Genomic DNA, 22,341 nt, shown 5'->3' on the forward strand with positions numbered 1-22,341 from the left:
GCGGCGGCGTAACTTGGACATCGGCGTATCAGGGAGGCGCGCATGGGGATTTGGATCGCGATCGGCGTTGTGGCGCTGCTGCTGGTTTGGCTGATCGCCATCTATAACCGGCTGGTGCGGCTGCGCGCGCTAGTGCGCGAAGGGTGGAGCGGGATCACCGTCCAGCTGCGTCGCCGGGCCGACCTGATTCCGAATCTGGTCTCGACCGTCGAAGGCTATGCCGCGCATGAGCGCGGGCTGCTCGAGGCGGTGACGCAGGCGCGCGGCGCCGCCTCCGCCGCCAAGGGCGTCGACGCGACGGCGCAGGCCGACGCGCAGATGAGCGGGATGATCGGCCGGCTGTTCGCGGTGGCGGAGGGCTATCCCGAACTGAAGGCCGACGCCAATTTCCGCCAGCTGCAGGACGAGCTTTCGGGCATCGAGGGCGAGCTGGCGGGCGCGCGGCGCTATTACAATGCCACCGTCCGCGACCTCAACAGTTCGATTCAGTCCTTCCCCAATATCCTCGTCGCCGGCCCGATGGGATTCCGCGAGGAGGAAAGCTATGCCGACGATGTCGCCGCGCTCCAGGCCGCGCCCAAAGTGAGCTTCGGCGGCGGGCGCTGATCATGCGCGTCCTGTTCGCCTGCTGGCTCGCGCTCGTCGCCTGGGCGCTGCCGGCACATGCGCAGGCGATCGAAGACCCGGCGGCGGTGGCGGCAGCCTATGAGAAAGCGCGGGGGCAGGAGCGCATCCTGGCTTATTCGAGCGACGTCCATGTCGCGCGGGACGGCGAACTCGACGTCACCGAGACGATCCGGCTCGTTTCCCTGGCGGACCAGATCAAGCGAGGCATCTATCGCGATTTCCCGACCAGCTACGACAATCGCTACGGTCAGCGGACACGCGTGAGCTTCGATCTCGTCTCGGTCAGCCGAGACGGCAAGCCGGAGCCCTATGCGCTTGAAGACCTCAGCAACGGCGTACGAATCCGGATCGGCGATGCCGACACGCTGCTGCCGCCCGGCGAGCATGTCTATGCGATCCGCTACCGGACGCGGCGCCAGATCGTCTATCTCGCGGACAAGGACGAGGTGTACTGGAACGCGACCGGCACCGGCTGGGCCTTCCCGATCGACATGGCCGAGGCGCGGATCACGCTGCCCGGCGCGACGAGCTTCGGCGATCGCGCGGTCTATACCGGCCCGCAAGGATCGACCGCCGGAAATGCCGCGGTTGTTGAGGAACGGCCCGGCTTCATCCATTTCCGTACCACCGCGCCCCTCGATGCCTATAGCGGCCTCACCGTCGCCGCCGCCTTCCCTAAGGGTGTGCTCGAGCCGCCGACCCAGGCGCAGAAGCTGACATGGTGGCTGCAGGATTGGGGACCGTTCGCGGCCGGCGTGGCGCTGCTGGGTCTGCTGCTACTCTATTTCTTCTACGCCTGGCTGAGGGTGGGGCGGGGGCCGCGCCCGGGAACGCTGGTGCCGGCTTTCTCGCCGCCGGACAATCTCTCACCCGCCGCCTGCCGCTATATCGACCGGATGGGCGCCGACAATCGCGGCTTCACCGCCGCGATCGTCGACCTGGCGGTGCGCGGCCATATCGGCATCACCAAGAGTGGTGGCGGCTGGCTTTCGAGCGGGACCACGGTGCTCGACCGGCGCGAGGGCGGCAAGCCGATCCCGGCGCCCGAGCTGGCGATGCGCGATACGCTGCTGCCCGGTGTCGGCTCCCGCATCGAGCTGAAGCAGGACAATCACGCTACCTTGCAGAGTGCCAGTTCGAAGCTGAACAAGGGACTTGCGGCGGCCTATCAGGCCGCGATGTTCCGCACCAACAGGAGCTGGGCCGCCTTCGGCCTGCTCGGCATTCCGGCGGCGGTGCTGGCGGTCGTGGTGGTGACGTTCCTCGTCCATGCCGGGCACATGGCCGAGGAGGTCATGATCGTGCCGCTGATCGGGCTCGGCGCGGTGGTGCTCGCTTTCCTGCTGCATCGGCTGACCCTGGGCTCGGGCTGTCTGAAAGTGCTCGCCTGGGTCGGCATCGCGCTTTGCATCGTCGCGATCCTGTTCAGCGGCTTCATCGCACTGGCGCTGGCGATCGAGCAGGGGGCCTGGTCGCCGCTGCTGCCGCTGCTGGCCTTGCCCTTCGCGATCACCGCCTTCCGCTGGATCGCCGCGCCGACCATCGAGGGACGCCGGATGATGGACCGGATCGATGGATTCAAACATTATCTCGGCATCACCGAGGAGGATCGGCTGGACGCGCTCCACCCGCCCGAAAAGACTCCCGTACTGTTCGAGCGCTATCTGCCTTACGCCATCGCGCTCGACGTCGAGAATCGCTGGGCGGACAAATTCGCAGGCGTACTGGCGGCGGCGGTGGCGGCGGGCACGGCGGCGCACACCGCCAGCTGGTATTCGGGCGACGGCAACTGGTGGGACGATCCCGGCGGTTTCACGAAAAGCGTCGGCTCCTCGCTCGCCAGTACGGTGGCCTCGGCATCGTCCTCGCCGAGCAGCAGCAGCGGCGGATCGTCGGGTGGTGGTTCCTCCGGCGGCGGGGGAGGCGGCGGCGGGGGCGGCGGCTGGTGATGCGAAAAGGGCGCCGGTTTCCCGACGCCCTTTCGTTCATTCAGCGGCGATCCCAGCGATCGTGATCGTGGTTCCGGTGGCGCTTATACCAGCCCTTGTGCCGGCCGCGATCCCAGTGGCGGCGATCGTAGCGGTCATGGCGGTCATAGCGATACGGATAGCCATAGCGGCCATAGTCGTAGCTATAGCCATAGGGGCTGCCATAATAGCCACGCCCGCTGGAAATGCTGATGCCGAAGCTGGTCTGGGCCGAGGCGACGGCCGGGACGGCGGTGGCGGCGAGGGCCGCGACGCCGATAAGCACGGTCTTGATACGCATCTTACTCTCCTATGCCAGTTCTGGCGTTGTCGCCTTTCCTAGCAAGGAGGGGCTGAGGCGGGCCTGAACGCCCCTGTAAGCTGGGGTTCAGGGCCTGCCGACGGACATATATTCGAAGCCTGCGGCGCGCATTTGCTCGGGCCGGTAGATGTTGCGCAGGTCGACGATCGTGGGGGATTTGAGGAGGCGCCTGACGCGGTCGAGGTCGAGGGCGCGGAACTCGTTCCATTCGGTGACGAGGACGAGGGCGTCGGCGCCGTCCATCGCGGCATAGGCATCCTCGGCGAAGTCGACATTGTCGAGGAGGGCTTCGGCCTGCCTGCGGCCTTCGGGATCGAAGGCGCTGATGCGGGCGCCATTGTCCTGGAGGACGCGGACGATGTCGATGGCGGGGCTGTCGCGCATGTCGTCGGTGTTGGGCTTGAAGGTGAGGCCGAGCAGGGCGATCTTCTTGTCCTGGACCGAGCCTCCGGCGGCGGCGATGACCCGGCGGCCCATCGATCGCTTGCGCTGCGCATTGACGTCGACCGTGGCCTTCACGATCTGCATCGGGCTCTCATAGTCCTCGGCGGTCTTGAGCAGGGCGGTGGTGTCCTTGGGGAAGCAGGAGCCGCCATAGCCGGGGCCGGCGTGGAGGAACTTGCTGCCGATGCGGTTGTCCATGCCGATGCCCCTGGCGACCGCTTGCACGTTGGCGCCGGTCTTCTCGCACAGGTCGGCGATCTCGTTGATGAAGGTGATCTTGACCGCCAGGAAGGCGTTGGCGGCATATTTGATCAGTTCGGACGTCTCGCAGTCGACGAACAGGATCGGCACCTCGCGTAGCGAGAGGGGCCGGTAGATGTCCTTGAGCACCTGCTGCGCGCTCTCGCTGGCGGTGCCGCAGACGACCCGGTCGGGGCGCATGAAATCCTCGATCGCCGAGCCCTCGCGCAGGAACTCGGGATTGGAGGCGACCTCGATGGCAAGGTCGGGCCGGGCCTTGGACACGATCGCTGCCACCTGCTTGGCGGTGCCGACCGGGACGGTCGACTTGGTGACCATGACGCATGGTTTGGTCAGCGCCTCGGCGGCCTGCTGGGCGGCGGCGAAGACATAGGAGAGATCGGCATGGCCGTCGCCACGCCGGCTGGGGGTGCCGACCGCGATGAACACCGCATCGGCATCCTTCACCCCCTCCTTGATGTCGCTGGTGAAGCTCAGACGCCCCGAACGGCTGTTCCGCCGCACCAGATCGTCCAGACCCGGCTCGTAGATCGGGATCTCGCCGCCCTTCAGCTTCGCGATCGTCGCCTCGTTGATGTCGACGCAGGTTACGTCATGCCCGAACTCGGAGAAGCACGCCCCCGATACCAGACCGACATAACCCGTGCCGATGATCGCCAATCGCATAGATAGTCCCTTATTCCCTTAAACCGCGCGGCCAGGATTCGACCCTTGTCACCCCAGGCTTGACCCGGGATCCCGCTTTCTTGATCGGCGCGCGAAAAGAAGCGGGACCCCGGGTCAAGCCCGGGGTGACGGTGAAAAGCGTAGCGCTATCTCATCATTTCAGTCGATTGTTACGACACTATATCGCCGCCCGTTACTCGACCGTCACGGACTTGGCCAGATTGCGCGGCTGATCGACATCGGTGCCCTTGGCGACCGCGACATGATAGGCGAGCAGTTGGACCGGGATCGCATAGACGATCGGCGCGATCAGCGGGTGGACCTTGGGCATGGTGATCGTCGCCATGCAGCCTTCGCCGGCCGCCTGGATGCCGTCATAGTCCGATATGAGCACCACCTTGCCGCCGCGCGCCTGCACCTCCTGCATGTTCGAGACGGTCTTCTCGAACAGCGGGCCGGTGGGGGCGATCACGATCACCGGCACTTTGTCGTCGATAAGCGCGATCGGCCCGTGCTTCATCTCGCCGGCGGCATAGCCCTCGGCATGGATATAGCTGATCTCCTTGAGCTTCAGCGCGCCTTCGAGCGCCAGCGGATAATCGGTGCCGCGCCCCAGATAGAGGACGTCGCGCGCCACCGCGATCGCACCCGACATCGCCTCGATCGCCGAATCATAGGCCAGCGCCCCGTTGATCGCGGCCGGCGCCTCCGACAGGTGGCGGACGATCTCCTTCTCCTCGCGCCGGTCTAGCCGGCCCTTGGCGCGCGCCAGGTTCGCGGCGAGCGCGGCGAGCACCGCAAGCTGGCAGGTGAAGGCTTTCGTGGACGCGACGCCGATCTCGGGGCCGGCATGGGTCGGCAGCAGCAGATCGGCCTCGCGCGCCATGGTCGAGGTGGGGACATTGACCACCACCGCGATCTTTTGCCCTTCCGAACGGGCATGACGCAGCGCCGCCAGCGTGTCGGCGGTCTCGCCCGATTGGCTGATGAACAAAGCGAGGCCGCCTTCCTCCATCACCGGCGCGCGGTAGCGGAACTCCGAGGCGACATCGAGATCGACCGGCACGCGGGCGAACTGCTCGAACCAGTATTTGCCGACCATGCCCGCATAGAAGCTGGTGCCGCAGGCGACGATCGTCACCCGGCGGATCGCACTCAGATCGAAATCGGGGATGGGGAGGGAGACCTCCTCCTCCAGCCGGCGGACATAGGATTTGAGCGTCTGGGCGACGACGATCGGCTGCTCGTAGATCTCCTTGAGCATGAAATGGCGATGGTTGCCCTTGTCGATCGTAAGGTTCGACGCGCCCGAATGGACCACCGCGCGTTCGACGGGATTGTCGTCGCGATCGTATATCTGGGTCTTCTCGCGGGTGATGACGACCCAGTCGCCCTCGTCGAGATAGCTGATCTTCTGGGTGAGCGGCGCCAGCGCCAGCGCGTCCGAGCCCAGATAGGTCTCGCCATTCTCACCATAGCCGACCACCAAGGGCGAACCGAGCCGGGCGCCGATCAGCAGGTCCGGATTCTGGCGGAACAGGATCGCCAACGCGAAGGCGCCGTGCAGCCGCTTGAGATTGATCCGAACCGCCTCCACCGGGTCCATGCCCGCTTCGACATCGGCCGAGATCAGATGGGCGACCACCTCGGTATCGGTCTGGCTCTCGAAGGTGCGGCCCCTGGCGATCAGCTCGTCGCGCAGCGGCTTGAAATTCTCGATGATGCCGTTGTGGACCAGCGCCACCTCTCCGGTCGCGTGGGGGTGGGCATTGTCCTGGGTGGGGGCCCCGTGCGTGGCCCAGCGGGTGTGGGCGATGCCGATCACGCCGGGCAGGGGATCGGCGGCCAGCTTCTTCGCGAGATTGTCCAGCTTGCCCTCGGCGCGACGGCGATCGAGCATGCCATCATGGATGGTGCAGATGCCTGCCGAGTCATAGCCGCGATATTCGAGCCGTCTCAGGCCGGCGACCAGCCGTTCCGAGACATCCTCGCTGCCAACAATGCCGATAATGCCACACATCGACTAAGCCCCACCCGACTGCGAACGACCGCTCCTGCTCAAAGCATTATTAATCGCGGCTGACAATGAATAGGACGTCAACCCGCCTTCTTCGCGGCTTTCTTGATTTTCATCGCTTCGCGGAAGCGCGTGGCCCAGCCCGCGCGGGCCTGCTGCTGGCCGCGCGCGACTGCCAGCGCCTCTGCCTCGACGTCGCGGGTGATGGTCGAGCCGGCGCCGACGATCGCACCGTCACCGATCGTCACCGGGGCGACCAGAGCGCTGTTCGATCCGATGAAGGCGCCCTCACCGATGACGGTGCGATATTTGAGGAAGCCGTCATAATTGCAGGTGATCGTGCCCGCGCCGATATTGGCCTTCGCGCCGACATCGGCATCGCCGACATAGGAGAGGTGATTGGCCTTGGCGCCCTTGCCGAAACGGGCGTTCTTGACCTCGACGAAATTGCCGATCTTCGCGGCTTCGCCGATATCGGTGCCGGGACGCAGCCGGGCATAGGGGCCGATCTCGGCGCCCTGACGGATCGTCGCTCCCTCGATATGGCTGAAGCCGTGGATGGTAGCGCCGTCCTCGACCACCGCCCTGGGCCCGAAGAAGACATTGGGTTCGATCATCACGTCGCGGCCGACCTGCGTGTCGTGCGCGAACCACACCGTCTCGGGGGCGATCAGGGTGGCGCCGTCGACCATCGCGGCGAGGCGGCGGCGCTGCTGCCAGTCGGCCTCGACCGCCGCCAGCTCGGCGCGGCTGTTGACCCCGGCGACCTCCCACGGCTCGGCCTCGATCACGGCGGACATCCGACCGTCCGCGCGTGCGATCATAACGATGTCTGGGAGATAATATTCGCGTGCGGCATTGTCGTTGCCGACTCGGGCGAGCAGCGGCCAGAGATCGGCGGCGCGCACCGCCATCAGCCCCGAATTGCACAGGTCGATGGCGCGTTCGGAGGCCGACGCATCCTTATATTCGACCATCCTGTCGATCCGGCCCTCGGCATTGGCGAGGATGCGGCCATAAGCGAGCGGATCGGCCGGGCGGAAGCCGAGCACCACGGCGACGGGCTTGTCCCCGGCGTGGAGCCGATCGAGCATGTGGCGCATCGTATCGGGGCGGACCAGCGGCACGTCTCCATAGAGGATCAGCACGTCGCCGTCGAAGCCGGCCAGCGCCGCCTCGCCCTGCTGGACGGCGTGGGCGGTGCCGAGCTGCGGCTCCTGGGTCGCGACGCCGACGCCGAGCGGGGCGACGAAAGCCTCGACCTGCTCGCGCCCGGCGCCGGTGACGACGACCTTGCGGGCGGCGCCCAGGGCATCGACCGAGGCGATCAGATGGCCCAGCATCGGCCGGCCCGCAATCGGGTGCAGCACCTTGTGGAGATCGGATTTCATGCGGGTGCCCTTGCCGGCGGCAAGGATCAGGGCGGCGAAGGGACGGCTGCTCATGACCGGGGTCTGTGCCACGAAGCGCTTGCCTTTTCCATATCGCCCGGGCGATGGAGCGCGCCATGCCTGCTGATTTTCCCTTCGACGTCGTCGCCTTCGATCTGGACGGCACCCTGGCCGACACCGCGCCCGACCTCACCGCCGCGCTGAACCACGCGCTGGGCGTGCTGGGCCGCCCGCCGGTGCCGGCCGGGGATGTCCGCCACATGGTCGGCCATGGCGCCCGCGCGCTGCTCCAGAAGGGGCTGGCGGCGACCGGCGAGATGACCGAGGCGCTGGTCGATCAGGGATTCCCGATCTTCATCGACTATTATCTCGACCATATCGCCGACGGTTCGACGATCTTTCCGGGGCTGAACGAGGCGCTCGACCGGCTGTCGGCGCGCGGCGTCAAGCTCGCGGTCTGCACCAACAAGCAGGAGAAGCTCGCGCTCCGCTGCCTTGACGAGCTCGGTTGGGGCAGCCGCTTCGACGCCGTGATCGGCGGCGACACGCTTCCCGTGCGTAAGCCCGATCCCGCTCCACTGTTCGAGGCGATCGCCCGCTGCGGCGGAGGCAGGGCGGCCTATGTCGGCGATTCGATCACCGACACCGACACCGGCCGCAACGCCAACATCCCGACCGTGGCGGTGAGCTTCGGCTTCTCCGACCGCCCCGTCGAGCAGCTCGATGCGACCGCCCTGATCGACCATTTCGACGACCTGATCCCGACGCTCGAACGGCTGGGCGAGGATGAGAGCTGGCTGAGTTGCCCGATCTGCGGCTCGAATAAATTCGTTCCGCGTTTGCAGCGAGGCTATGTCCATTGCGAGGCGTGCGGGTCGAACGAGCGCGCCCGGCTGCTTTGGATGATGCTCGGCAAGCACGGGCTGCTGATGCCCGGCAAGCGCGTTCTCCATTTTGCTCCCGAACGTTCGACCGCCGAGCGCTTCCATGCTTTGTGGGGCGACGGCTATGAAGCCGTGGATATCGATCCGGCACTTTATGAGTTCGCGCCCAATATCCGGAAGATCGATCTGGTTCGCGATGCAGCGCGCCTACCATCGGATCATTATGACGCGATCATTCATTCACATGTGATGGAGCATATTCCCTGCAACATCACCGCCATCCTCTATCATCTCCATCGAGCCCTGAAGCCTGATGGCAAGCAAGTCTGCTGCATCCCGGTAATCAGGGGCGGATGTTGGTCGGAGGATCTGGGTCCTTTAACGCATCAGGAAGCCGTCGCGCGCTTCGGACAGGAGGATCATGTGCGGACCTTCGGCGCGGACGATATCCAGCTCACCCTCGGCATGATTTTCGCGCTACCCGATCCCTACGACCTGACCACCGAGTTCGACGTGGCGACACTAATCCGCAACAATATACCGCGGATCAACTGGCGCGGCTGGTCCCCCAATTCGGTGTTGGTACTGGAAAAGAGCGACCTGTTGCTGCGGTCCTGACTGCAGCAAGCGAGCGGGACGGATCATCGCTGCCCCTAGGATTTGGAGGCGAGCGCGACTGCATAATGGGTCCGGCCCATCCGTGCCAGTTCGTCGTCGAGCAAGAGCAGAGCGTCGAGGAGCGGGACGTCTTGCTCGTCGTCAAAATTCGTCAGAACATCGCTGAGCGCCAGGTGATAGACGACACCCCCGGTAAGGAGTATCTGCGCGCCGGGAAACACACGCTTTAGCGACGGCAGAATCCGGGCACTGTCCGCCGCTTCGGACGGGTCTGTCCTGAGCATCGCGTCGATCGATGGCCTGGTAAGCTGACGGCTAAGCGGTCCGGCGCCGGGACGCGGCGAGAGGAGAAAGCGCTCCGGCAACAACTCCCTTACGCGCGATGCTGTTTGCAGATCCTCGTCGGACCATTGAAACCTGGAGGCCCCGACAAAGTCGTCCATGACGAACCAACCGCCGGGGCTTAGAACCCTGTGGCTCCATTCCACGGCATGATCGACGTCTATCATATGATGGAGAGCATTGTTCCAGTAGACGAGGTCGAACGGTTCTTCGAAGCTGCTCTGGAATGCATCGCCGATGTGGATGGTAACGCGGTCGGTGACGCCGAAATCGGCGGCCTTGCGGTTGATCTGCTCGCGTCGATGCTCGCCGATCTCGCACAGGTCGAAGTGCTGCACGATGCCGGCCCGTAATAGCCGCATCTCCTTGCCGCCAGTGCCGCATCCGATCGATACCGCCTGGCGGAAACCTTCCGCCGGCATCACGCGCCTGATCCGCTCGTTGAAGCCCCCATGCGGCTGGTCAAGCTCCTTGCCGCAAACGATCCGGTTGATGTGGCGATGGATGCGCTCATGGTGCCACCAGCGCGTGCGATCAGTCTCGCGCTTAACGGACCAGTATTGCGCGGCGGTAGATATCTCGTCGTTCATCGGTTTCGATCCTCGAACCACAGCTTCACCGCCGTCCTCGGCCGCAGGGTCAGCCGGCTCACCGGTTCCGGCTTCCGGATATCCGGATAACGCAGCCGGAAGGCGCGGACGATGCTGGCGAGGATCAGCATACCCTCCTGCTGGGCGAAGCCAGCGCCGATGCAGATGCGGGGGCCCTTGCCGAACGGCATATAGGCGCGGCGGCAGGCTTCGGCCTCCTCCGGATCCTCGAAGCGTTCTGGCGCGAAGGCGTGGGGGCATTTCCAATTGTCGCGGTGGCGCTGGATCAGCCAGGGCGAGATGACGATCATCGCGCCCTTCTTGAGCAGCTTGTCGCGCATCGTCGTCGGCTGGGTCACCTCGCGGACGAAGAAGCTGACCGGGGGGTAGAGGCGCAGGGTCTCCCGAAACAGGTTGCGGACGCCGTTGAGGCTGCGCAGATGCTCGAAGCCGATCGGGGCGCCTCCGGTCTCCTTCTCCACCTCGGCGACCAGCGCGTCCTGGAGATGGGGGCATTCGGCGAGCAGGTAGAGCGCCCATGTCATCGCCGAGGCGGCGGTTTCGTGGCCCGCCAGGAAGATGGTGGAGACCTGCTCCATGATCTTGGCATAGCTGAACGGCTCCCCCGTGCGCGGGTGGCGCGCTTCGAGCAGCGACTGGAGGATGTCGTCCCTGCATGCCCCGGTGCCTTCGTGCCAAGCGGTGTAGCGCGCCTTCACGATCGGCCCGAACACGGCGTGGATAGCGGCGGCCGCCTTGCCGGCGCGGCGGCGGTAGCCGAGCAGCGGTAGCGCGTAGAGCTTCAGCATCGCCGCCGGCTGGACGTTCTTCTGGTAACGATGGAAGGCGTGGTAGATCTGCTCGGCACCCTCCGCGTCGAGCTTCACCGAGAAGATCGTCCGGTAGATGATGTCGGCCGCGACATGGGTCATCAGTGGATCGACCTCGATCGGCTTCGACCGGTCCATGGCCCGGATCGTCGCGAGCAGATCGACCACCGCCGCTTCCATCGCCGGGAAGACGCGCTTGAGATTGGTGTGCGCGAAGGCCGGATTGACCATCTCGCGCTGCTCTTCCCAATCCTGGCCGTTGGCCGAGAATACGCTGTTGCCGATCAGCGGATCGAGCAGGTCGTTGAGGAAGCGGTGCTTGGGGAAGGCCTTTTCGCGATCGTCCATCACCCGGTCGACCACCGACAGATCGTTGGCGATGTAGAAATCGAGCCGGGGCAGGTGAATCTCGCCCATCTGCATGCCGTAGCTGCGGTCGAACAGGGTATGGATCCAGCTGTTCCAGCCGGTCAGGAAGCGCTTGAACAGCGACGCCTTGCTCTTGTGCGGGACCGGATAGGGCGGGGTGAAAAGGCCATCTTCAGACATTGTTCTCGGCCTTGAACGCTTCGATCGATTTGGCAAGGGGCCGCGCGCCGGAACTGATCGCGACATAGTCGAGCGGCGATATCCGATCAAAGGTCTTCAGATAGTCGAAATGGGTCTCGTACTTGTTGCGGCGGCGCGCCTGATAGCTGGCGGGATCGCAATATCTGAACCAGCGCGGGCTGGTCTGGAACAGGCGGGCGCTGCGCGGGGCCCCGCCGATGCACGGGTCGATCCCGGCGATACAGGCGCCATCGGTGATCGAATTGACGTCGAGCCAGCGGAAATCGCCCGCGCCCACCTTGTCGAGCAGCGCGCGGAAATAGCGGCTGTCGCGCCGGGCGCCGATCAAAGGGATCGACGAGCCGAGCGTCACCAGGCTGAACCGGTCGGGCAGGGTGCCGCCGCACGCCTCCAGCAGCCGGGCCATGACCGGCATCGCCAGGATCGATCCGTTGCTATGGGTGACGAAGAGAATCTCGTCCCGGTCTTCGGCGAAGCTGGCGCGGATCGCCTCGGCGAACTCGGCCATCCGCGCGTCGACATCGGCGGGCATGCCGCGCGCCAGCTTGTCATTGAAGATGATGAAGCGCAGCAGCCAGAAGCCCTGGATCTTCTTGACCACCCCCATGGCGATGCCGATGCCCGCCATCGCCGAAGCGAGCAGTCCCCAGCCCCAGCCGAGCAAGGCGATCAGCGGGATAGCGAGCAGCAGTCCGAACAGGATAGGAAGCAGGATTGTCGATATTCCAGGGTAATAGAAGGCGATCTTCACGCCCCATGGGAATTTGTGGACGATCGACCAGTCGACCCGCCGGGTGAAATTGCCATAGGCGCGCAGCGAATGGCCGAGCAGCCCGACCGGGTTCTTGACCCAATGCGCGCGCACGACATCGTCCCAGTTGAGGAAGACATAGTCGGTCTCGGCATCCGCCTCCCTATCGCGGACCGTCCAGGCCGCCGAGCGCGGCGGCTCGCGGCGGCGGTCGCCTACTTCGATCGTGCGTCCGGTGGTGGCACCGAAGATCGCTGCCTGCTCGGTATAGAGCTGCTGGTAGAAGCGGGCACCGCGCGGATCGAAACCGCTGAGATAGAAGATTTTCCGCTTGAACGCCGGCATCGCGCCTGTTTACTCGCCCCATGGCTGACAAAGAGCGTCAGTATTGCCTTTTCATGGACGGGACCAAGCATAATCGCAATGCGGGGTGCCGGGCACACGACAATGCCTATGGCATATATGGCGGCGGCACCGAGCGCGACCGCCGCGCCGCCGACCTCGCCTTCTATCGCCATATGCGGGACAACCGGGACCCGCTGGCGCTGGTCGTGCTGTTCTTCGTGACCTTTTACGGGTGGTTCTTCTTCAACTATCATGGCCGCCCCTGGCGCGGGCAGCTGAGCCGGAAGCTGTTTCCCAATTATTGAACCGCGATGTGGGGCGGCGCTGGTACAGGGGGGAGGGGCCATGCTGTCGGAATATGCCGCGATCTATCGTCGGGTCTTCGCCTTTGTCCGGGCGATGCCTCTGATCGCCGCCGTGCCGCTGATCGTGCAGCTGGCACAGGCGCTGCTGGCGCATGGCGGGTTTGTGCCGGTCGATAGGATCGAGACCGCGTTGCTCCTCTTCAGGCTTCTCAACACGCTCGCCATGCTGGTGGTGATGGTCCATGCGCTGCGCTGGTGGCGTTTCCAGGGTGACCGGCGCCGGGTCCGGCGAATGGGCTTGCGGGTGCTGGTCGGGGTGGTCGTCATGATGACGATCCAACTGACCGATGAATATCTGTTCGTATCCGCCGGGCATCTGGCCGCCCATCTGCTGGGATATGGGCGCGCCTGGCTGGTGCCGGGGGCGGTGCTGCTGTGGATGCTCGTGTCGATACCGCTCTATCCATGGTATGTGGCGTTGATCACCGATGACCATGAACTGACCTTTCGAGAAGCGGTGCGGCGCATCCGCGCCAAATGGGTGGCGTGTTTCCTGCTGGTGCTGAGCGCGCTGGCGCCCTTGCTGATAATCGGAACGACTGTCCGCTCGCTGCGAATGAGCCTGCCCTATGCCAGCCCCTGGCAGCGCCCGCTTGAAGTCGTTGCGATGTTTCTGGTGCCGATGCTGATCATGGTCACCGCTTCGGCCTATCTGGCCGTCTATCGGATCGCCTATCGGGGCAACCTACCCGTCGATTGAAGCGTTCCCCCCTTGAAACCCTTGAAAGGAGAGGCTTTATGCGGATTCCCCACAATACGCTGGTGCTCGTCGCGGACGGCCGCAAATCGCTGTTCCTGCGCAATGAGGGGGACGACGACTATCTCAATCTCGTCGTCGAGGACCAGCATGCGCAGGCGGGCCTGAAGGATCGCGACCTGAAATCGGATGGTCCCGGGCAGGCCATGTCGCAGGGCGGCAGCGGCCGGCACAGCACGATGGAGGAAACCGACTTCCATCAGCAGGAAGAGGACCGCTTCGCCGCGGACACCGCCGCCCTGCTGGCGCGGCGGGCCCAACAGCAGGGCTGTGAGCGGCTGATCATCGTTGCACCGCCGCGCACCTTGGGAGAGTTGCGCCAGCATTATGACAAGGCGGTGGAGGCGAAGATCGTCGCCGAGGTCGACAAGGACCTGGTCAACCACCCGATCGAGAAGCTGGAAGGCGTGCTGAAGGCCCTGTAGCGGCGCCGGTCGCGTCTCGGCGACTACCCCGATCAGGCTTCCGTGTCGCCCTCGCCACCGTCTGCCAGGTCGTCGCCCACGACCGCACCGTCGTCGGGCGCGGTGTTGGGCGAGCCGTCGGTGAGGTCGGCTTCGGCCTCTTCCTCGCTCTCCTCGATCCGCGCGGCGCCGACGACATGCTCGTCCTTGGCGACGTCGAACAGGCGGACGCCGGCAGAGTTGCGGCCGATCACGCGGGTGTCGCCGACCGACAGGCGGATCAGCTTGGCCTGATCGGTGACCAGCATCAGCTGCTCGCCATTATGCGCGGGGAAGCTGGCGACGACCGGGCCGTTACGCTCGAGATTGTCGATATTGCCGATGCCCTGGCCGCCGCGGCCGGTGCGCCGATATTCATAGGCTGAGCTGCGCTTGCCATAGCCGTTTGCGCAGACGGTGAGGATGAACTCCTCCGCCGCAGCGAACTCGGCCATGCGCTCCGCCGGAAGGGTCGGCTCGACATCGTCGCGCTCCTTCCAGGGGGCGGCGCGCAGATAGGCGTCGCGTTCCTCGGTGGTCGCCGCGAAGCCCTTAAGGATCGAGAGCGAGATGACTTCGTCGCCGCCCTTCAGGGTGATGCCGCGCACGCCGGTCGAGGTGCGGCTCTGGAACTCGCGCACGTCGGTCGAGGCGAAGCGGATCGCCCGTCCGCCGCGCGTGGCGAGCAGCACGTCGTCGTCCTCGGTGAGCAGTGCCACGCCGATCAGCCGGTCGGTGGCGTCCTCGTCGAAGCGCATCGCGAATTTGCCGTTGGTCGGAACATTGGCGAAGGCGTCCATCGCGTTGCGACGGACATTGCCGTGCGCGGTCGCGAACACGACGTGCAGCGCGCCCCAGCTTTCCTCGTCCTCGGGCAGTGGCAGGACGGTGGTGATCTTCTCGCCGTCGGCCAGCGGCAGCAGGTTGATCATCGGCCGGCCGCGCGCCTGCGGGGCGCCCTCGGGCAGGCGCCACACCTTCTTGCGATAGACCTTGCCATGGTTCGAGAAGAACAGCACCGGCGTATGGGTGCTCGTCACGAACAGCTCGGTGACGGCGTCCTCATCCTTGGTGGCCATGCCCGAGCGGCCCTTGCCGCCGCGTCGCTGGGCACGGAAGGCTTCCAGCGGGGTGCGCTTGATATAGCCGCCATGGGTGACGGTGACGACCATCTCGAGCCGCTCGATCAGGTCCTCGTCGTCGATATCGTCGCCGGCGGGGGCGATCTCGGTGCGGCGCGGGGTCGCGAATTCGAGCAGGATCGCGTCGAATTCCTCGACCATCACCTGGTAGAGGCGGACGCGGTTGCCGAGGATCTCCAACAGTTCGGCGATCGACGAAGCGAGCTCAGCCAGCTCCTCGCCGATCTCGTCGCGGCCAAGCGCGGTCAGCCGGTGGAGGCGCAGGTCGAGGATCGCGCGGACCTGAACCTCGGTGAGCTGGTAGGTCGGCGAGTCCCCGATATTGTCGACCGCCTCGACCAGCTTGATGTAGCTCTCGATCTCCTGGCGCGGCCATTCGCGGGAGAGCAGCGCAGCGCGCGCTTCAGCCGGGCTCGCCGAACCCCGGATGATCTTCACCACCTCGTCGAGATTGGTCACCGCGATCACGAGGCCGAGCAGCAGATGGGCCCGCTCGCGCGCCTTGTTCAGCTCGAACTTCGAGCGGCGGGTGATGACTTCCTCGCGGAACTTGACGAAGCTCTCGACGATGTCGCGGATGTTGAGCGTTTCGGGCCGTCCGCCGCGTATGGCGAGCATGTTGGCCGGGAAGCTCGTCTGCGCCGGGGTGTGGCGCCACAGCTGGTTGAGCACGACATCCGGCGTGGCGTCGCGTTTCAGGTCCATGACGATGCGGACGCCGTGGCGGTTTGATTCGTCGCGGATGTCGGCGATGCCTTCGATCCGCTTTTCCTTGGCGGCCTCGGCGATCTTCTCGACCAGGCCCGACTTGCCGACCTGATAGGGAATCTCGGTCAGCACGATCGAACGCCGGTCACCCCGGCCTTCCTCCACCTCGTAGCGCGAGCGCATCATGATCGAGCCGCGGCCGGTATGATAGGCCTGGCGCACGCCGTGCTGGCCAAGGATCTGCGCGCCGGTCGGGAAATCGGGGCCCGGGACGATCTGAATAAGCTCGTCGATCGTGATCGCCGGGTTCTCGATATAGGCCTTGCAGGCGTTGATCACCTCGCCAAGATTGTGCGGCGGGATGTTGGTCGCCATGCCGACGGCGATGCCGCCCGCGCCGTTGACCAGGATGTTCGGAAAGCGCGCCGGCAGAACCTGGGGCTCGTCGCGCGAGCCATCATAGTTGGGCGTGAAGTTGACGGTGTCCTTCTCGAGATCGTCGAGCAGGGTCATCGCCACCTTGGCGAGGCGTGCTTCGGTGTAGCGCATCGACGCGGGCGGATCGGGATCCATCGAGCCGAAATTGCCTTGGCCGTCGATCAGCGGCACCCGCATCGCCCAATCCTGGGCGAGGCGCGCGAGCGCGTCGTAAATCGAAGAGTCGCCGTGGGGGTGATAATTGCCCATGACGTCGCCGACGATCTTGGCCGACTTGCGATAGGGACGACCAGGGACGAAGCCGCCTTCCTGGCAGGCGTAAAGGATCCGGCGGTGGACCGGCTTCAGGCCGTCGCGCACGTCCGGAAGGGCGCGCGACACGATCACCGACATTGCATAGTCGAGATAGCTCGACTTCATCTCGTCTTCGATCGAGATGGGGGAAATATCGCTGTTTTCGATGGGCGGCGGTGCGCTGGCCAAAGTCTTTGGGTCCGTGTTCGTTTGAGCTGTCAGGCCCCGGAACGGGGCAAGCCAGAAGCTCCTAACGAAGGACGATGGCTATGGCTAGTCCAATGCTTTCACCGGCGGCAGGGGCGCGGGTCGGAGGCTCAGGTGCCCGCCCAGCCAAAGCCCAGAACGATGAGGAAGCCGATGATGACGAGGATGAGGCCCCAGCCGAGGATATAGCGGGTCATGTGGGGCGTCGCGCCGGCCCGCGCTTCGTCGGTGCTCAGCTCGACACCGTTGCCCTTGTCCCGATCGGTCGGGTGCGTCTCGCTGTTCATGGTGCTAACTCCCGTCTATCCTGCCGCATCAACGGGCCGGACGGGGGGAGGTTCCTTACGGTACCGGTCCGGTGTCAGCGCGACCGGACGAATCGCCAGCTATTTTCGTCGGACCCTTCGGGCGTGAAGGCATAGCCATCGCTGTCGAAGCCCTTCAGCGCCTCGGGTTCGGTGATGCGGTGTTCGCACATCCAGCGCGCCATCATCCCGCGTGCCCGCTTCGCGCCGAAGCTGTTGAACATCAGGCCGTTGGGTCCGTCCTCCCGGAAGTCGATGGTGACGATCCGCACGCCCTTGGGCGGGGCCTGCTCGACCGCGTGCCAATATTCCTTGCTGGCGCAGTTGATGATCACGTCGGATCCGTCGGCGATGAGATCGGCCGCGAGCGCGTCGGATATCTTACTGCCCCAGAGCTGGTAGAGGTTCTTTTTCCGGCCCGGCGCCCAGCGTGTTCCCATCTCCAGCCGGTAGGGCCGGATCAGGTCGAGCGGGCGGAGCAGGCCGTAGAGGCCGGAGAGGATGCGGACATGGTCCTGCGCGAAGCCGATCGCGGGCTCGTCCAGGGTCTTCGCCTCCAGGCCGACATAGACGTCGCCTGAAAAGGCATAGAGGGCGGGACGCTCCTCCTGCGTCGCGAAGCCGGCATAGCGCTCGGCGTTTAGCGCGGCGAGCTTGTCTGAGATGCTCATAAGCTTCGAGAGCTTCTTCGCCCCGAGCTTCGATGCCGCCTGTGCGGTCGCCAGCGCCTCCTCGGCGAAGCGCGGGCGGGTCGCCGTCACGTCGGGCAGGGGGCTCGCATAATCGAGCGATTTGGCGGGGGAGAGCAGCAGGAGCATGAAGCCGCCCTAACGGTGCTCCGTCCGGGGATCAACCGGCGCCGGTTCAATCACCATTCAGCGAACCGTGCCTAGATGGCGACGAGTGACGCCGGATCGTTTCGCCATGCTTGTGCGAGCGCGTGGGAGCGATTAGTCAACCCGGCGTGTTTTACGGGCGGCCGCCCCCTTTCGGCCGCTATCCAGGAGGCCTGAAGCATGAATTCCACGTCCCGTTATGCGCTGCTCACCGCGCTTGGCCTTGCCGTCGCGGCGGTCGCGCCGGGCGCCCCCGCCTTCGCCGCCAAGAAGGAGGAGAAGCCCTCAAAGCCGGCGCTGAAGATCGGCAATGAGATCCGCAAGCCGCTGGGCGAGGCCGATGCCGCGATCAAGAAGAAGGACGTGGCCGCCGCCGAGGCCGCCCTGGCGACCGCGCGCGGGCTGGCCAAGACTCCGGACGAGCAGTTCGTCGTTGCCCAGTACAGCCTCAATGCGGCTCAGGTGAGTGGCGACCAGGCCAAGCTGTCGGCTGCGCTCGACGCGCTGATCACGGCCGGCGAGGCATCGGGCCAGCTCGCCGACGACCAGCGTTCGCAATATTACTGGTTCCAGGGCCAATTCGCCTATCAGGCGAAGAACTACACCAAGGCCGAGGCCTCGCTGCAGCGCGCCATCGCGGCGGGCACCCCGCATGCCGATGCCTATGCCATCCTGGCCGACGCGCAGTCGCGCAACGGCAAGCCGGGCGAGGCCGTCGCCACCCTGCAGAAGGTGATTGACGCCAAGGCCGCCGCCGGCGAGGCGATCCCCTCCGAATGGTATGGCCGGGGCGCTGATATCGCCTCGCGCGCCAAGCTGCCGAACGAGTTCGTGCGTCTGACCACCGCCTGGCTCAGTGCCTATCCGGTCAAGCAGAACTGGCATGACTCGCTGTTCATCTATCGCCAGCTCGGCGGGCTTTCGGGTGACGTCGATCTCGACATGATGCGCCTTGCCCGCGCTGCCGGTGCCCTGCCGCTGTCGGCCGCGTCGAACTATATCGACTATGCGCTGGCGGTGTATCTGAAGTTCCCGAACGAGGCGGTCGACGTCCTCAACGAGGGTATCGCGGCGGGCAAGCTCAATGCCTCGAGCAGTCAGAACACCCGCGAGATCATCTCCCTGTCGCAGCCGAAGATCGCCGCCGACAAGGCCTCGATCCCCGCCGCGATCACCGCGGCCAACGGCGCGAAGAGCAGCTTCAAGTCGGTGATGACCACGGCCGATCTGCTCTACGGCTACAAGGATTATGCGAAGGCCGCCGAGTTCTACAAGCTGGCCCTCACCAAGCCGGGCGCCGATGCGGGCCAGGCCAATTTCCGCCTGGGCCTCGCGCTGGCGCTGGCCGGGGACAAGGCCGGCGCCAAGGCGGCGTTCGACGCGGTCACCAGCGGCGCCTATGCCCCGCTGGCGGCGTACGCGAAGGTGTGGGCGGAAAAGCCCGCCACCGCGTAAGGATGGGGGTATAAAGGAAAGGGCCCCGGTCGCCTTTTGCGGCCGGGGCCCTTTCTTATTGCTGCCCGCCAGCGCGGGAATGGCGGGTAGTGGCAGGACCAGTCGGATATCAGACCCCGTCGACAGGTATCCCGGCGATATCCTTGGAGGTACGGATCGTCAGCGAGGTCTTGACGCTGGCGACGTTCGGCGCGGTCGTCAGCTGCGACGTCAGGAACTGCTGGAAGGCCTGCAGATCGTGGGCGACGATCTTCAGGATGAAGTCGATCTCGCCGTTGAGCATATGGCATTCGCGCACTTCGGGGAGGGCGGCGACGTGCGCCTCGAACTGGCGGAGATCCTCTTCGGCCTGGCTGCGCAGCGAAACCAGCGCGAACACCGTGATGCCATAGCCGAGAGCGGCGGCATTGAGCCGGGCGTGGTAGCTTTCGATCACCCCGGCTTCCTCGAGCGCGCGGACGCGGCGCAGGCAGGGCGGGGCGGTCAGGCCGGCCTTGCGGGCGAGATCGACATTGGTCATCCGCCCGTCCTCCTGCAGCTCGTGCAGGATGGTGCGATCGATTTGATCAAGGGACGGACCAGCCATGGAGAAACCTTTCAAAAACTCACGGCCTTCGTAGAATAAAGTTTCGGAAGAGTGCAATTAAAATAGCGGTGCGCTATGGGATGAAACGGTCTTTCCGCTCGCCCGGATGCGTTCTAATATCGCGGACGGGGGGAATGGTTGGAGGACCGTTCACAGACCCCCGAGTGGAGGCGGGCCTTTGCGTTTCGATGACATGCTGGCCACATTGCTTGCGCAGCCGGCGCCGACGCCCGAGGCGCGCGCGGTGCTGTGGCGCCAGGTGGTCGATGTACTCGCGCAGGGGCGGGGGCATCGGGTCGACGATCCGCTGGTCGACGCGCCCCGCGCGGTCGACGCCTATAATTTCCTGCGCTCCGTCCGTCCCGAAATCCCCGTCGATCTGCGGCTCGCCGCCGGCCGGGGCCTCGCCGGCCGGCGCGTGCCTTCCGAACTGGTGCTGCTGTTCGCCGAGGATCTGCCGCATATCGCCGCACCGATGCTGGGCCATGTCATCCTCGGCAACCGGCAATGGCTGGACCTGCTGCCGCGCCTGACGCCCAGCGCGCGCAACCTGCTGCGCAATCGCCGCGACCTGGGCTATGAGGTCGAGAAGGCGCTGGAAGGCTTCGGGCCCAGCGATTTCCTGATCCCTGGGCCGGTCGAGACGGCGGAGGCCAGCCTGGCGCCCCTCGCCGCGCCGATCGAGGATCTCGTCGCCGAGGCGCAGGCGCCCGAGGCCACTGTCGCACCGGTCACCACCACCCCGCCCATGGTGGAGCCCGAGCAAGCGCCGCCGTCGGCGGCGACCGATCCGATTCTCCCCGCCGGTATCGGCCTGCCCGGCGAAACCCAGATCCGCGATCTCCTGTCCCGGATCGAGACATTCCGGAACCGCTATCCCGCCAATGGTGAGGCGGAGGCCGGCGCCGCCGTCAGCCGTGTCGAGAATTTCCGGTTCGAGACCGGGGTCGACGGGGTGATCTGCTGGGTGCAGGGCGTACCGCGGGGGCCGGTGATCGGGGAAACGATCGCCGTCGCCGCGCACCAGACCGATCATGGCGTCGATGGCCATGCGGCCGGCGCCTATCGCAGCCGCACGCCGTTTCGCGATGCGCGGCTTACCATCGCGGGGCAGGGGCCCGCGTCCGGCGAATGGCGCATCTCGGCGGTGCCCTTCTTCGATCCCAAGGACGGCCGTTTCAGCGGCTATCGCGGGACGGCGCGGCGCCCGCGCGCCGATGAGAGCGCCATCGCCATGACCGGCGAAGCGCGGGCGCCGCGCAACCAGGGGATCAACGATTCGCTGCGCCACCTCGTCCATGAACTGCGCACGCCGCTCAACGCGATCATCGGCTTTTCGGAGATGATCGAGGGCCAGGTGCGGGGGCCCGCCGCCGCCGCCTATCGCAGCCGCGCGCAGGATATCCTCGACCAGAGCAAGAAGCTGATGAGCGCGGTCGAGGATCTCGACATCGTCGCCTCGGCCCGCCCCGCCGAGGCCATGGCGCCCCCCGCGCCGGTGGATGCCGCGGCGATCCTGACGCGCCTCCACACCAATTTCGAGGCGGCGGCCAAGGAACATGCCAGCGGTCTGGCCTTCCGGATCGACGAGACGCTGCCGCCGGTCGCGGTCGATGCGCCGACGGTGGAGCGGATGCTGTCACGCCTGCTCGCCGCGACGATTGCGATGGCGGTCGAGGGGGAGAGGATCAGCGTCGACCTGCAGCGCGACCCCCGCCGGTCGACCCATCTTCTGCTTACTCTGCTGCGTCCGCGCGCGCTCGACGGGCGCGACGAGAAGATGCTGCTCGATCCGGGCTATAATCCCGACGGCAATTGGCCCGATGCGCCGGTACTCGGCCTCGGTTTCGCGCTGCGGCTGGTCCGCAACCTTGCCATCGCCAGCGGCGGGATGCTGGAAATCGACGCGACCCGCTTCTACCTGAGCCTGCCGATCAGCCAGGGCAGGGCCGAGCAGGACGCGGGCTGACCGCGATCACCCGCTTGCCGCCCGAAAAGGTCTCCGCTATCGCCAGCCGTGCTGGTTGGGGCCTGTAGCTCAACGGTTAGAGCTGGCCGCTCATAACGGCTAGGTTGCGGGTTCGAGTCCTGCCGGGCCCACCAGCATTTTCGCGGCTTGTCGATCAGCCGTCGGCATCGCCAGCCGTACCGGATCGCTGGCGGTGCCGTAGCGAAATTCA

19 protein-coding genes and 1 tRNA gene are annotated in these 22,341 nt (G+C 65.8%); 9 read left to right on the forward strand and 11 right to left on the reverse strand.

Annotation, left to right across the window (positions count from 1 at the left end; all coding sequences use genetic code 11):
• The first annotated feature begins 42 nt into the window (after positions 1–42).
• A complete protein-coding gene (locus CMV14_RS10605; RefSeq protein ID WP_066969952.1) occupies positions 43–606 on the forward strand; it encodes a LemA family protein in 564 nt (187 codons plus the stop codon).
• 2 nt (positions 607–608) lie between these two features.
• On the forward strand, positions 609–2,576 hold the full coding sequence (locus CMV14_RS10610; RefSeq protein ID WP_066969955.1) for a DUF2207 domain-containing protein: 1,968 nt from the start codon (positions 609–611) through the stop codon (positions 2,574–2,576).
• A 40-nt stretch (positions 2,577–2,616) separates the two neighbouring features.
• Here the strand turns inward: CMV14_RS10610 and CMV14_RS10615 are convergent, their stop codons facing one another.
• From CMV14_RS10615 to glmU, 4 genes are all read right to left on the reverse strand, one after another.
• The gene (locus CMV14_RS10615; RefSeq protein WP_066969957.1) at positions 2,617–2,895 is read right to left on the reverse strand and encodes a hypothetical protein; all 279 of its coding nucleotides are present in this window, start codon (positions 2,893–2,895) and stop codon (positions 2,617–2,619) included.
• An 87-nt stretch (positions 2,896–2,982) separates the two neighbouring features.
• Entirely contained in the window at positions 2,983–4,287 is a 1,305-nt protein-coding gene (locus CMV14_RS10620; protein ID WP_096367715.1) for a UDP-glucose dehydrogenase family protein, read from the reverse strand.
• A gap of 193 nt (positions 4,288–4,480) precedes the next feature.
• Complete coding sequence (glmS, locus tag CMV14_RS10625) at positions 4,481–6,307, reverse strand: glutamine--fructose-6-phosphate transaminase (isomerizing) (RefSeq protein ID WP_066958880.1); 1,827 nt, start codon at positions 6,305–6,307, stop codon at positions 4,481–4,483.
• Between the two features lie 77 nt (positions 6,308–6,384).
• Positions 6,385–7,749 carry a bifunctional UDP-N-acetylglucosamine diphosphorylase/glucosamine-1-phosphate N-acetyltransferase GlmU gene (gene glmU / locus CMV14_RS10630; RefSeq protein ID WP_066958881.1) on the reverse strand — a complete coding sequence of 455 codons (1,365 nt, stop codon included), beginning with the start codon at positions 7,747–7,749 and terminating at the stop codon, positions 6,385–6,387.
• 62 nt (positions 7,750–7,811) lie between these two features.
• On the opposite strand from glmU, the gene CMV14_RS27495 reads away from it, so the two are divergent.
• Positions 7,812–9,197 (forward strand): HAD-IA family hydrolase, encoded by a 1,386-nt coding sequence (locus CMV14_RS27495; protein ID WP_331251141.1) that lies wholly within the window; start codon positions 7,812–7,814, stop codon positions 9,195–9,197.
• Between the two features lie 35 nt (positions 9,198–9,232).
• On the opposite strand, the gene CMV14_RS10640 is transcribed toward CMV14_RS27495, so the two are convergent.
• Genes CMV14_RS10640 through CMV14_RS10650 form a run of 3 tightly spaced genes read right to left on the reverse strand, consistent with a single transcriptional unit; the run spans position 9,233 to position 12,625 of the window.
• A complete protein-coding gene (locus tag CMV14_RS10640) occupies positions 9,233–10,129 on the reverse strand; it encodes a class I SAM-dependent methyltransferase (protein ID WP_066958882.1) in 897 nt (298 codons plus the stop codon).
• Positions 10,126–11,508 carry a cytochrome P450 gene (locus CMV14_RS10645; RefSeq protein WP_066958883.1) on the reverse strand — a complete coding sequence of 461 codons (1,383 nt, stop codon included), beginning with the start codon at positions 11,506–11,508 and terminating at the stop codon, positions 10,126–10,128. Before CMV14_RS10645 ends, CMV14_RS10640 begins: the two co-directional genes overlap by 4 nt.
• Positions 11,501–12,625 carry a hypothetical protein gene (locus tag CMV14_RS10650; protein ID WP_066958884.1) on the reverse strand — a complete coding sequence of 375 codons (1,125 nt, stop codon included), beginning with the start codon at positions 12,623–12,625 and terminating at the stop codon, positions 11,501–11,503. The genes CMV14_RS10645 and CMV14_RS10650 overlap by 8 nt, the downstream gene beginning before the upstream one ends.
• Positions 12,626–12,678: 53 nt before the next feature.
• Between CMV14_RS10650 and CMV14_RS10655 the strand changes: the two genes are divergently transcribed.
• Genes CMV14_RS10655 through CMV14_RS10665 form a run of 3 tightly spaced genes read left to right on the forward strand, consistent with a single transcriptional unit; the run spans position 12,679 to position 14,172 of the window.
• Positions 12,679–12,930: a hypothetical protein gene (locus CMV14_RS10655; RefSeq protein ID WP_238147258.1), complete on the forward strand. Its 252-nt coding sequence runs from the start codon at positions 12,679–12,681 to the stop codon at positions 12,928–12,930.
• Positions 12,931–12,970: 40 nt separating this feature from the next.
• Positions 12,971–13,690, forward strand: coding sequence for a hypothetical protein (locus tag CMV14_RS10660; protein ID WP_066958886.1), 720 nt, complete (start codon positions 12,971–12,973; stop codon positions 13,688–13,690).
• A 38-nt stretch (positions 13,691–13,728) separates the two neighbouring features.
• Positions 13,729–14,172 (forward strand): baeRF12 domain-containing protein, encoded by a 444-nt coding sequence (locus tag CMV14_RS10665; protein WP_066958887.1) that lies wholly within the window; start codon positions 13,729–13,731, stop codon positions 14,170–14,172.
• 32 nt (positions 14,173–14,204) lie between these two features.
• Here the strand turns inward: CMV14_RS10665 and gyrA are convergent, their stop codons facing one another.
• The 3 genes from gyrA to yaaA form a co-directional block, all read right to left on the reverse strand.
• A complete protein-coding gene (gene gyrA, locus CMV14_RS10670) occupies positions 14,205–16,898 on the reverse strand; it encodes a DNA gyrase subunit A (protein WP_238147259.1) in 2,694 nt (897 codons plus the stop codon).
• A gap of 191 nt (positions 16,899–17,089) precedes the next feature.
• Entirely contained in the window at positions 17,090–17,266 is a 177-nt protein-coding gene (locus CMV14_RS26715) for a hypothetical protein (RefSeq protein ID WP_176488927.1), read from the reverse strand.
• Between the two features lie 74 nt (positions 17,267–17,340).
• Positions 17,341–18,102 carry a peroxide stress protein YaaA gene (gene yaaA / locus CMV14_RS10675; protein ID WP_066958889.1) on the reverse strand — a complete coding sequence of 254 codons (762 nt, stop codon included), beginning with the start codon at positions 18,100–18,102 and terminating at the stop codon, positions 17,341–17,343.
• A 198-nt stretch (positions 18,103–18,300) separates the two neighbouring features.
• On the opposite strand from yaaA, the gene CMV14_RS10680 reads away from it, so the two are divergent.
• Positions 18,301–19,575, forward strand: a complete 1,275-nt coding sequence (locus CMV14_RS10680; RefSeq protein WP_066958890.1) for a tetratricopeptide repeat protein — start codon at positions 18,301–18,303, stop codon at positions 19,573–19,575.
• 109 nt (positions 19,576–19,684) lie between these two features.
• On the opposite strand, the gene CMV14_RS10685 is transcribed toward CMV14_RS10680, so the two are convergent.
• Complete coding sequence (locus CMV14_RS10685; protein WP_066958891.1) at positions 19,685–20,161, reverse strand: Lrp/AsnC family transcriptional regulator; 477 nt, start codon at positions 20,159–20,161, stop codon at positions 19,685–19,687.
• 178 nt (positions 20,162–20,339) lie between these two features.
• Between CMV14_RS10685 and CMV14_RS10690 the strand changes: the two genes are divergently transcribed.
• On the forward strand, positions 20,340–22,130 hold the full coding sequence (locus CMV14_RS10690) for a sensor histidine kinase (RefSeq protein WP_066958892.1): 1,791 nt from the start codon (positions 20,340–20,342) through the stop codon (positions 22,128–22,130).
• A gap of 58 nt (positions 22,131–22,188) precedes the next feature.
• Positions 22,189–22,264: transfer RNA gene (locus tag CMV14_RS10695), tRNA-Ile, on the forward strand.
• The last annotated feature ends 77 nt before the right edge of the window (positions 22,265–22,341 follow it).

This window comes from Rhizorhabdus dicambivorans (assembly GCF_002355275.1).
In the GTDB taxonomy this organism is placed as follows: domain Bacteria; phylum Pseudomonadota; class Alphaproteobacteria; order Sphingomonadales; family Sphingomonadaceae; genus Rhizorhabdus; species Rhizorhabdus dicambivorans.

Coding starts and splice junctions, on each gene's coding strand:
- CMV14_RS10605 (WP_066969952.1), top strand. CDS start 43: ATGGGGATTTGGATCGCGATCGGCGTTGTGGCGCTGCTGCTGGTTTGG.
- CMV14_RS10610 (WP_066969955.1), top strand. CDS start 609: ATGCGCGTCCTGTTCGCCTGCTGGCTCGCGCTCGTCGCCTGGGCGCTG.
- CMV14_RS10615 (WP_066969957.1), bottom strand. CDS start 2,895: ATGCGTATCAAGACCGTGCTTATCGGCGTCGCGGCCCTCGCCGCCACC.
- CMV14_RS10620 (WP_096367715.1), bottom strand. CDS start 4,287: ATGCGATTGGCGATCATCGGCACGGGTTATGTCGGTCTGGTATCGGGG.
- glmS (WP_066958880.1), bottom strand. CDS start 6,307: ATGTGTGGCATTATCGGCATTGTTGGCAGCGAGGATGTCTCGGAACGG.
- glmU (WP_066958881.1), bottom strand. CDS start 7,749: ATGAGCAGCCGTCCCTTCGCCGCCCTGATCCTTGCCGCCGGCAAGGGC.
- CMV14_RS27495 (WP_331251141.1), top strand. CDS start 7,812: ATGCCTGCTGATTTTCCCTTCGACGTCGTCGCCTTCGATCTGGACGGC.
- CMV14_RS10640 (WP_066958882.1), bottom strand. CDS start 10,129: ATGAACGACGAGATATCTACCGCCGCGCAATACTGGTCCGTTAAGCGC.
- CMV14_RS10645 (WP_066958883.1), bottom strand. CDS start 11,508: ATGTCTGAAGATGGCCTTTTCACCCCGCCCTATCCGGTCCCGCACAAG.
- CMV14_RS10650 (WP_066958884.1), bottom strand. CDS start 12,625: ATGCCGGCGTTCAAGCGGAAAATCTTCTATCTCAGCGGTTTCGATCCG.
- CMV14_RS10655 (WP_238147258.1), top strand. CDS start 12,679: ATGGACGGGACCAAGCATAATCGCAATGCGGGGTGCCGGGCACACGAC.
- CMV14_RS10660 (WP_066958886.1), top strand. CDS start 12,971: ATGCTGTCGGAATATGCCGCGATCTATCGTCGGGTCTTCGCCTTTGTC.
- CMV14_RS10665 (WP_066958887.1), top strand. CDS start 13,729: ATGCGGATTCCCCACAATACGCTGGTGCTCGTCGCGGACGGCCGCAAA.
- gyrA (WP_238147259.1), bottom strand. CDS start 16,898: ATGAAGTCGAGCTATCTCGACTATGCAATGTCGGTGATCGTGTCGCGC.
- CMV14_RS26715 (WP_176488927.1), bottom strand. CDS start 17,266: ATGAACAGCGAGACGCACCCGACCGATCGGGACAAGGGCAACGGTGTC.
- yaaA (WP_066958889.1), bottom strand. CDS start 18,102: ATGCTCCTGCTGCTCTCCCCCGCCAAATCGCTCGATTATGCGAGCCCC.
- CMV14_RS10680 (WP_066958890.1), top strand. CDS start 18,301: ATGAATTCCACGTCCCGTTATGCGCTGCTCACCGCGCTTGGCCTTGCC.
- CMV14_RS10685 (WP_066958891.1), bottom strand. CDS start 20,161: ATGGCTGGTCCGTCCCTTGATCAAATCGATCGCACCATCCTGCACGAG.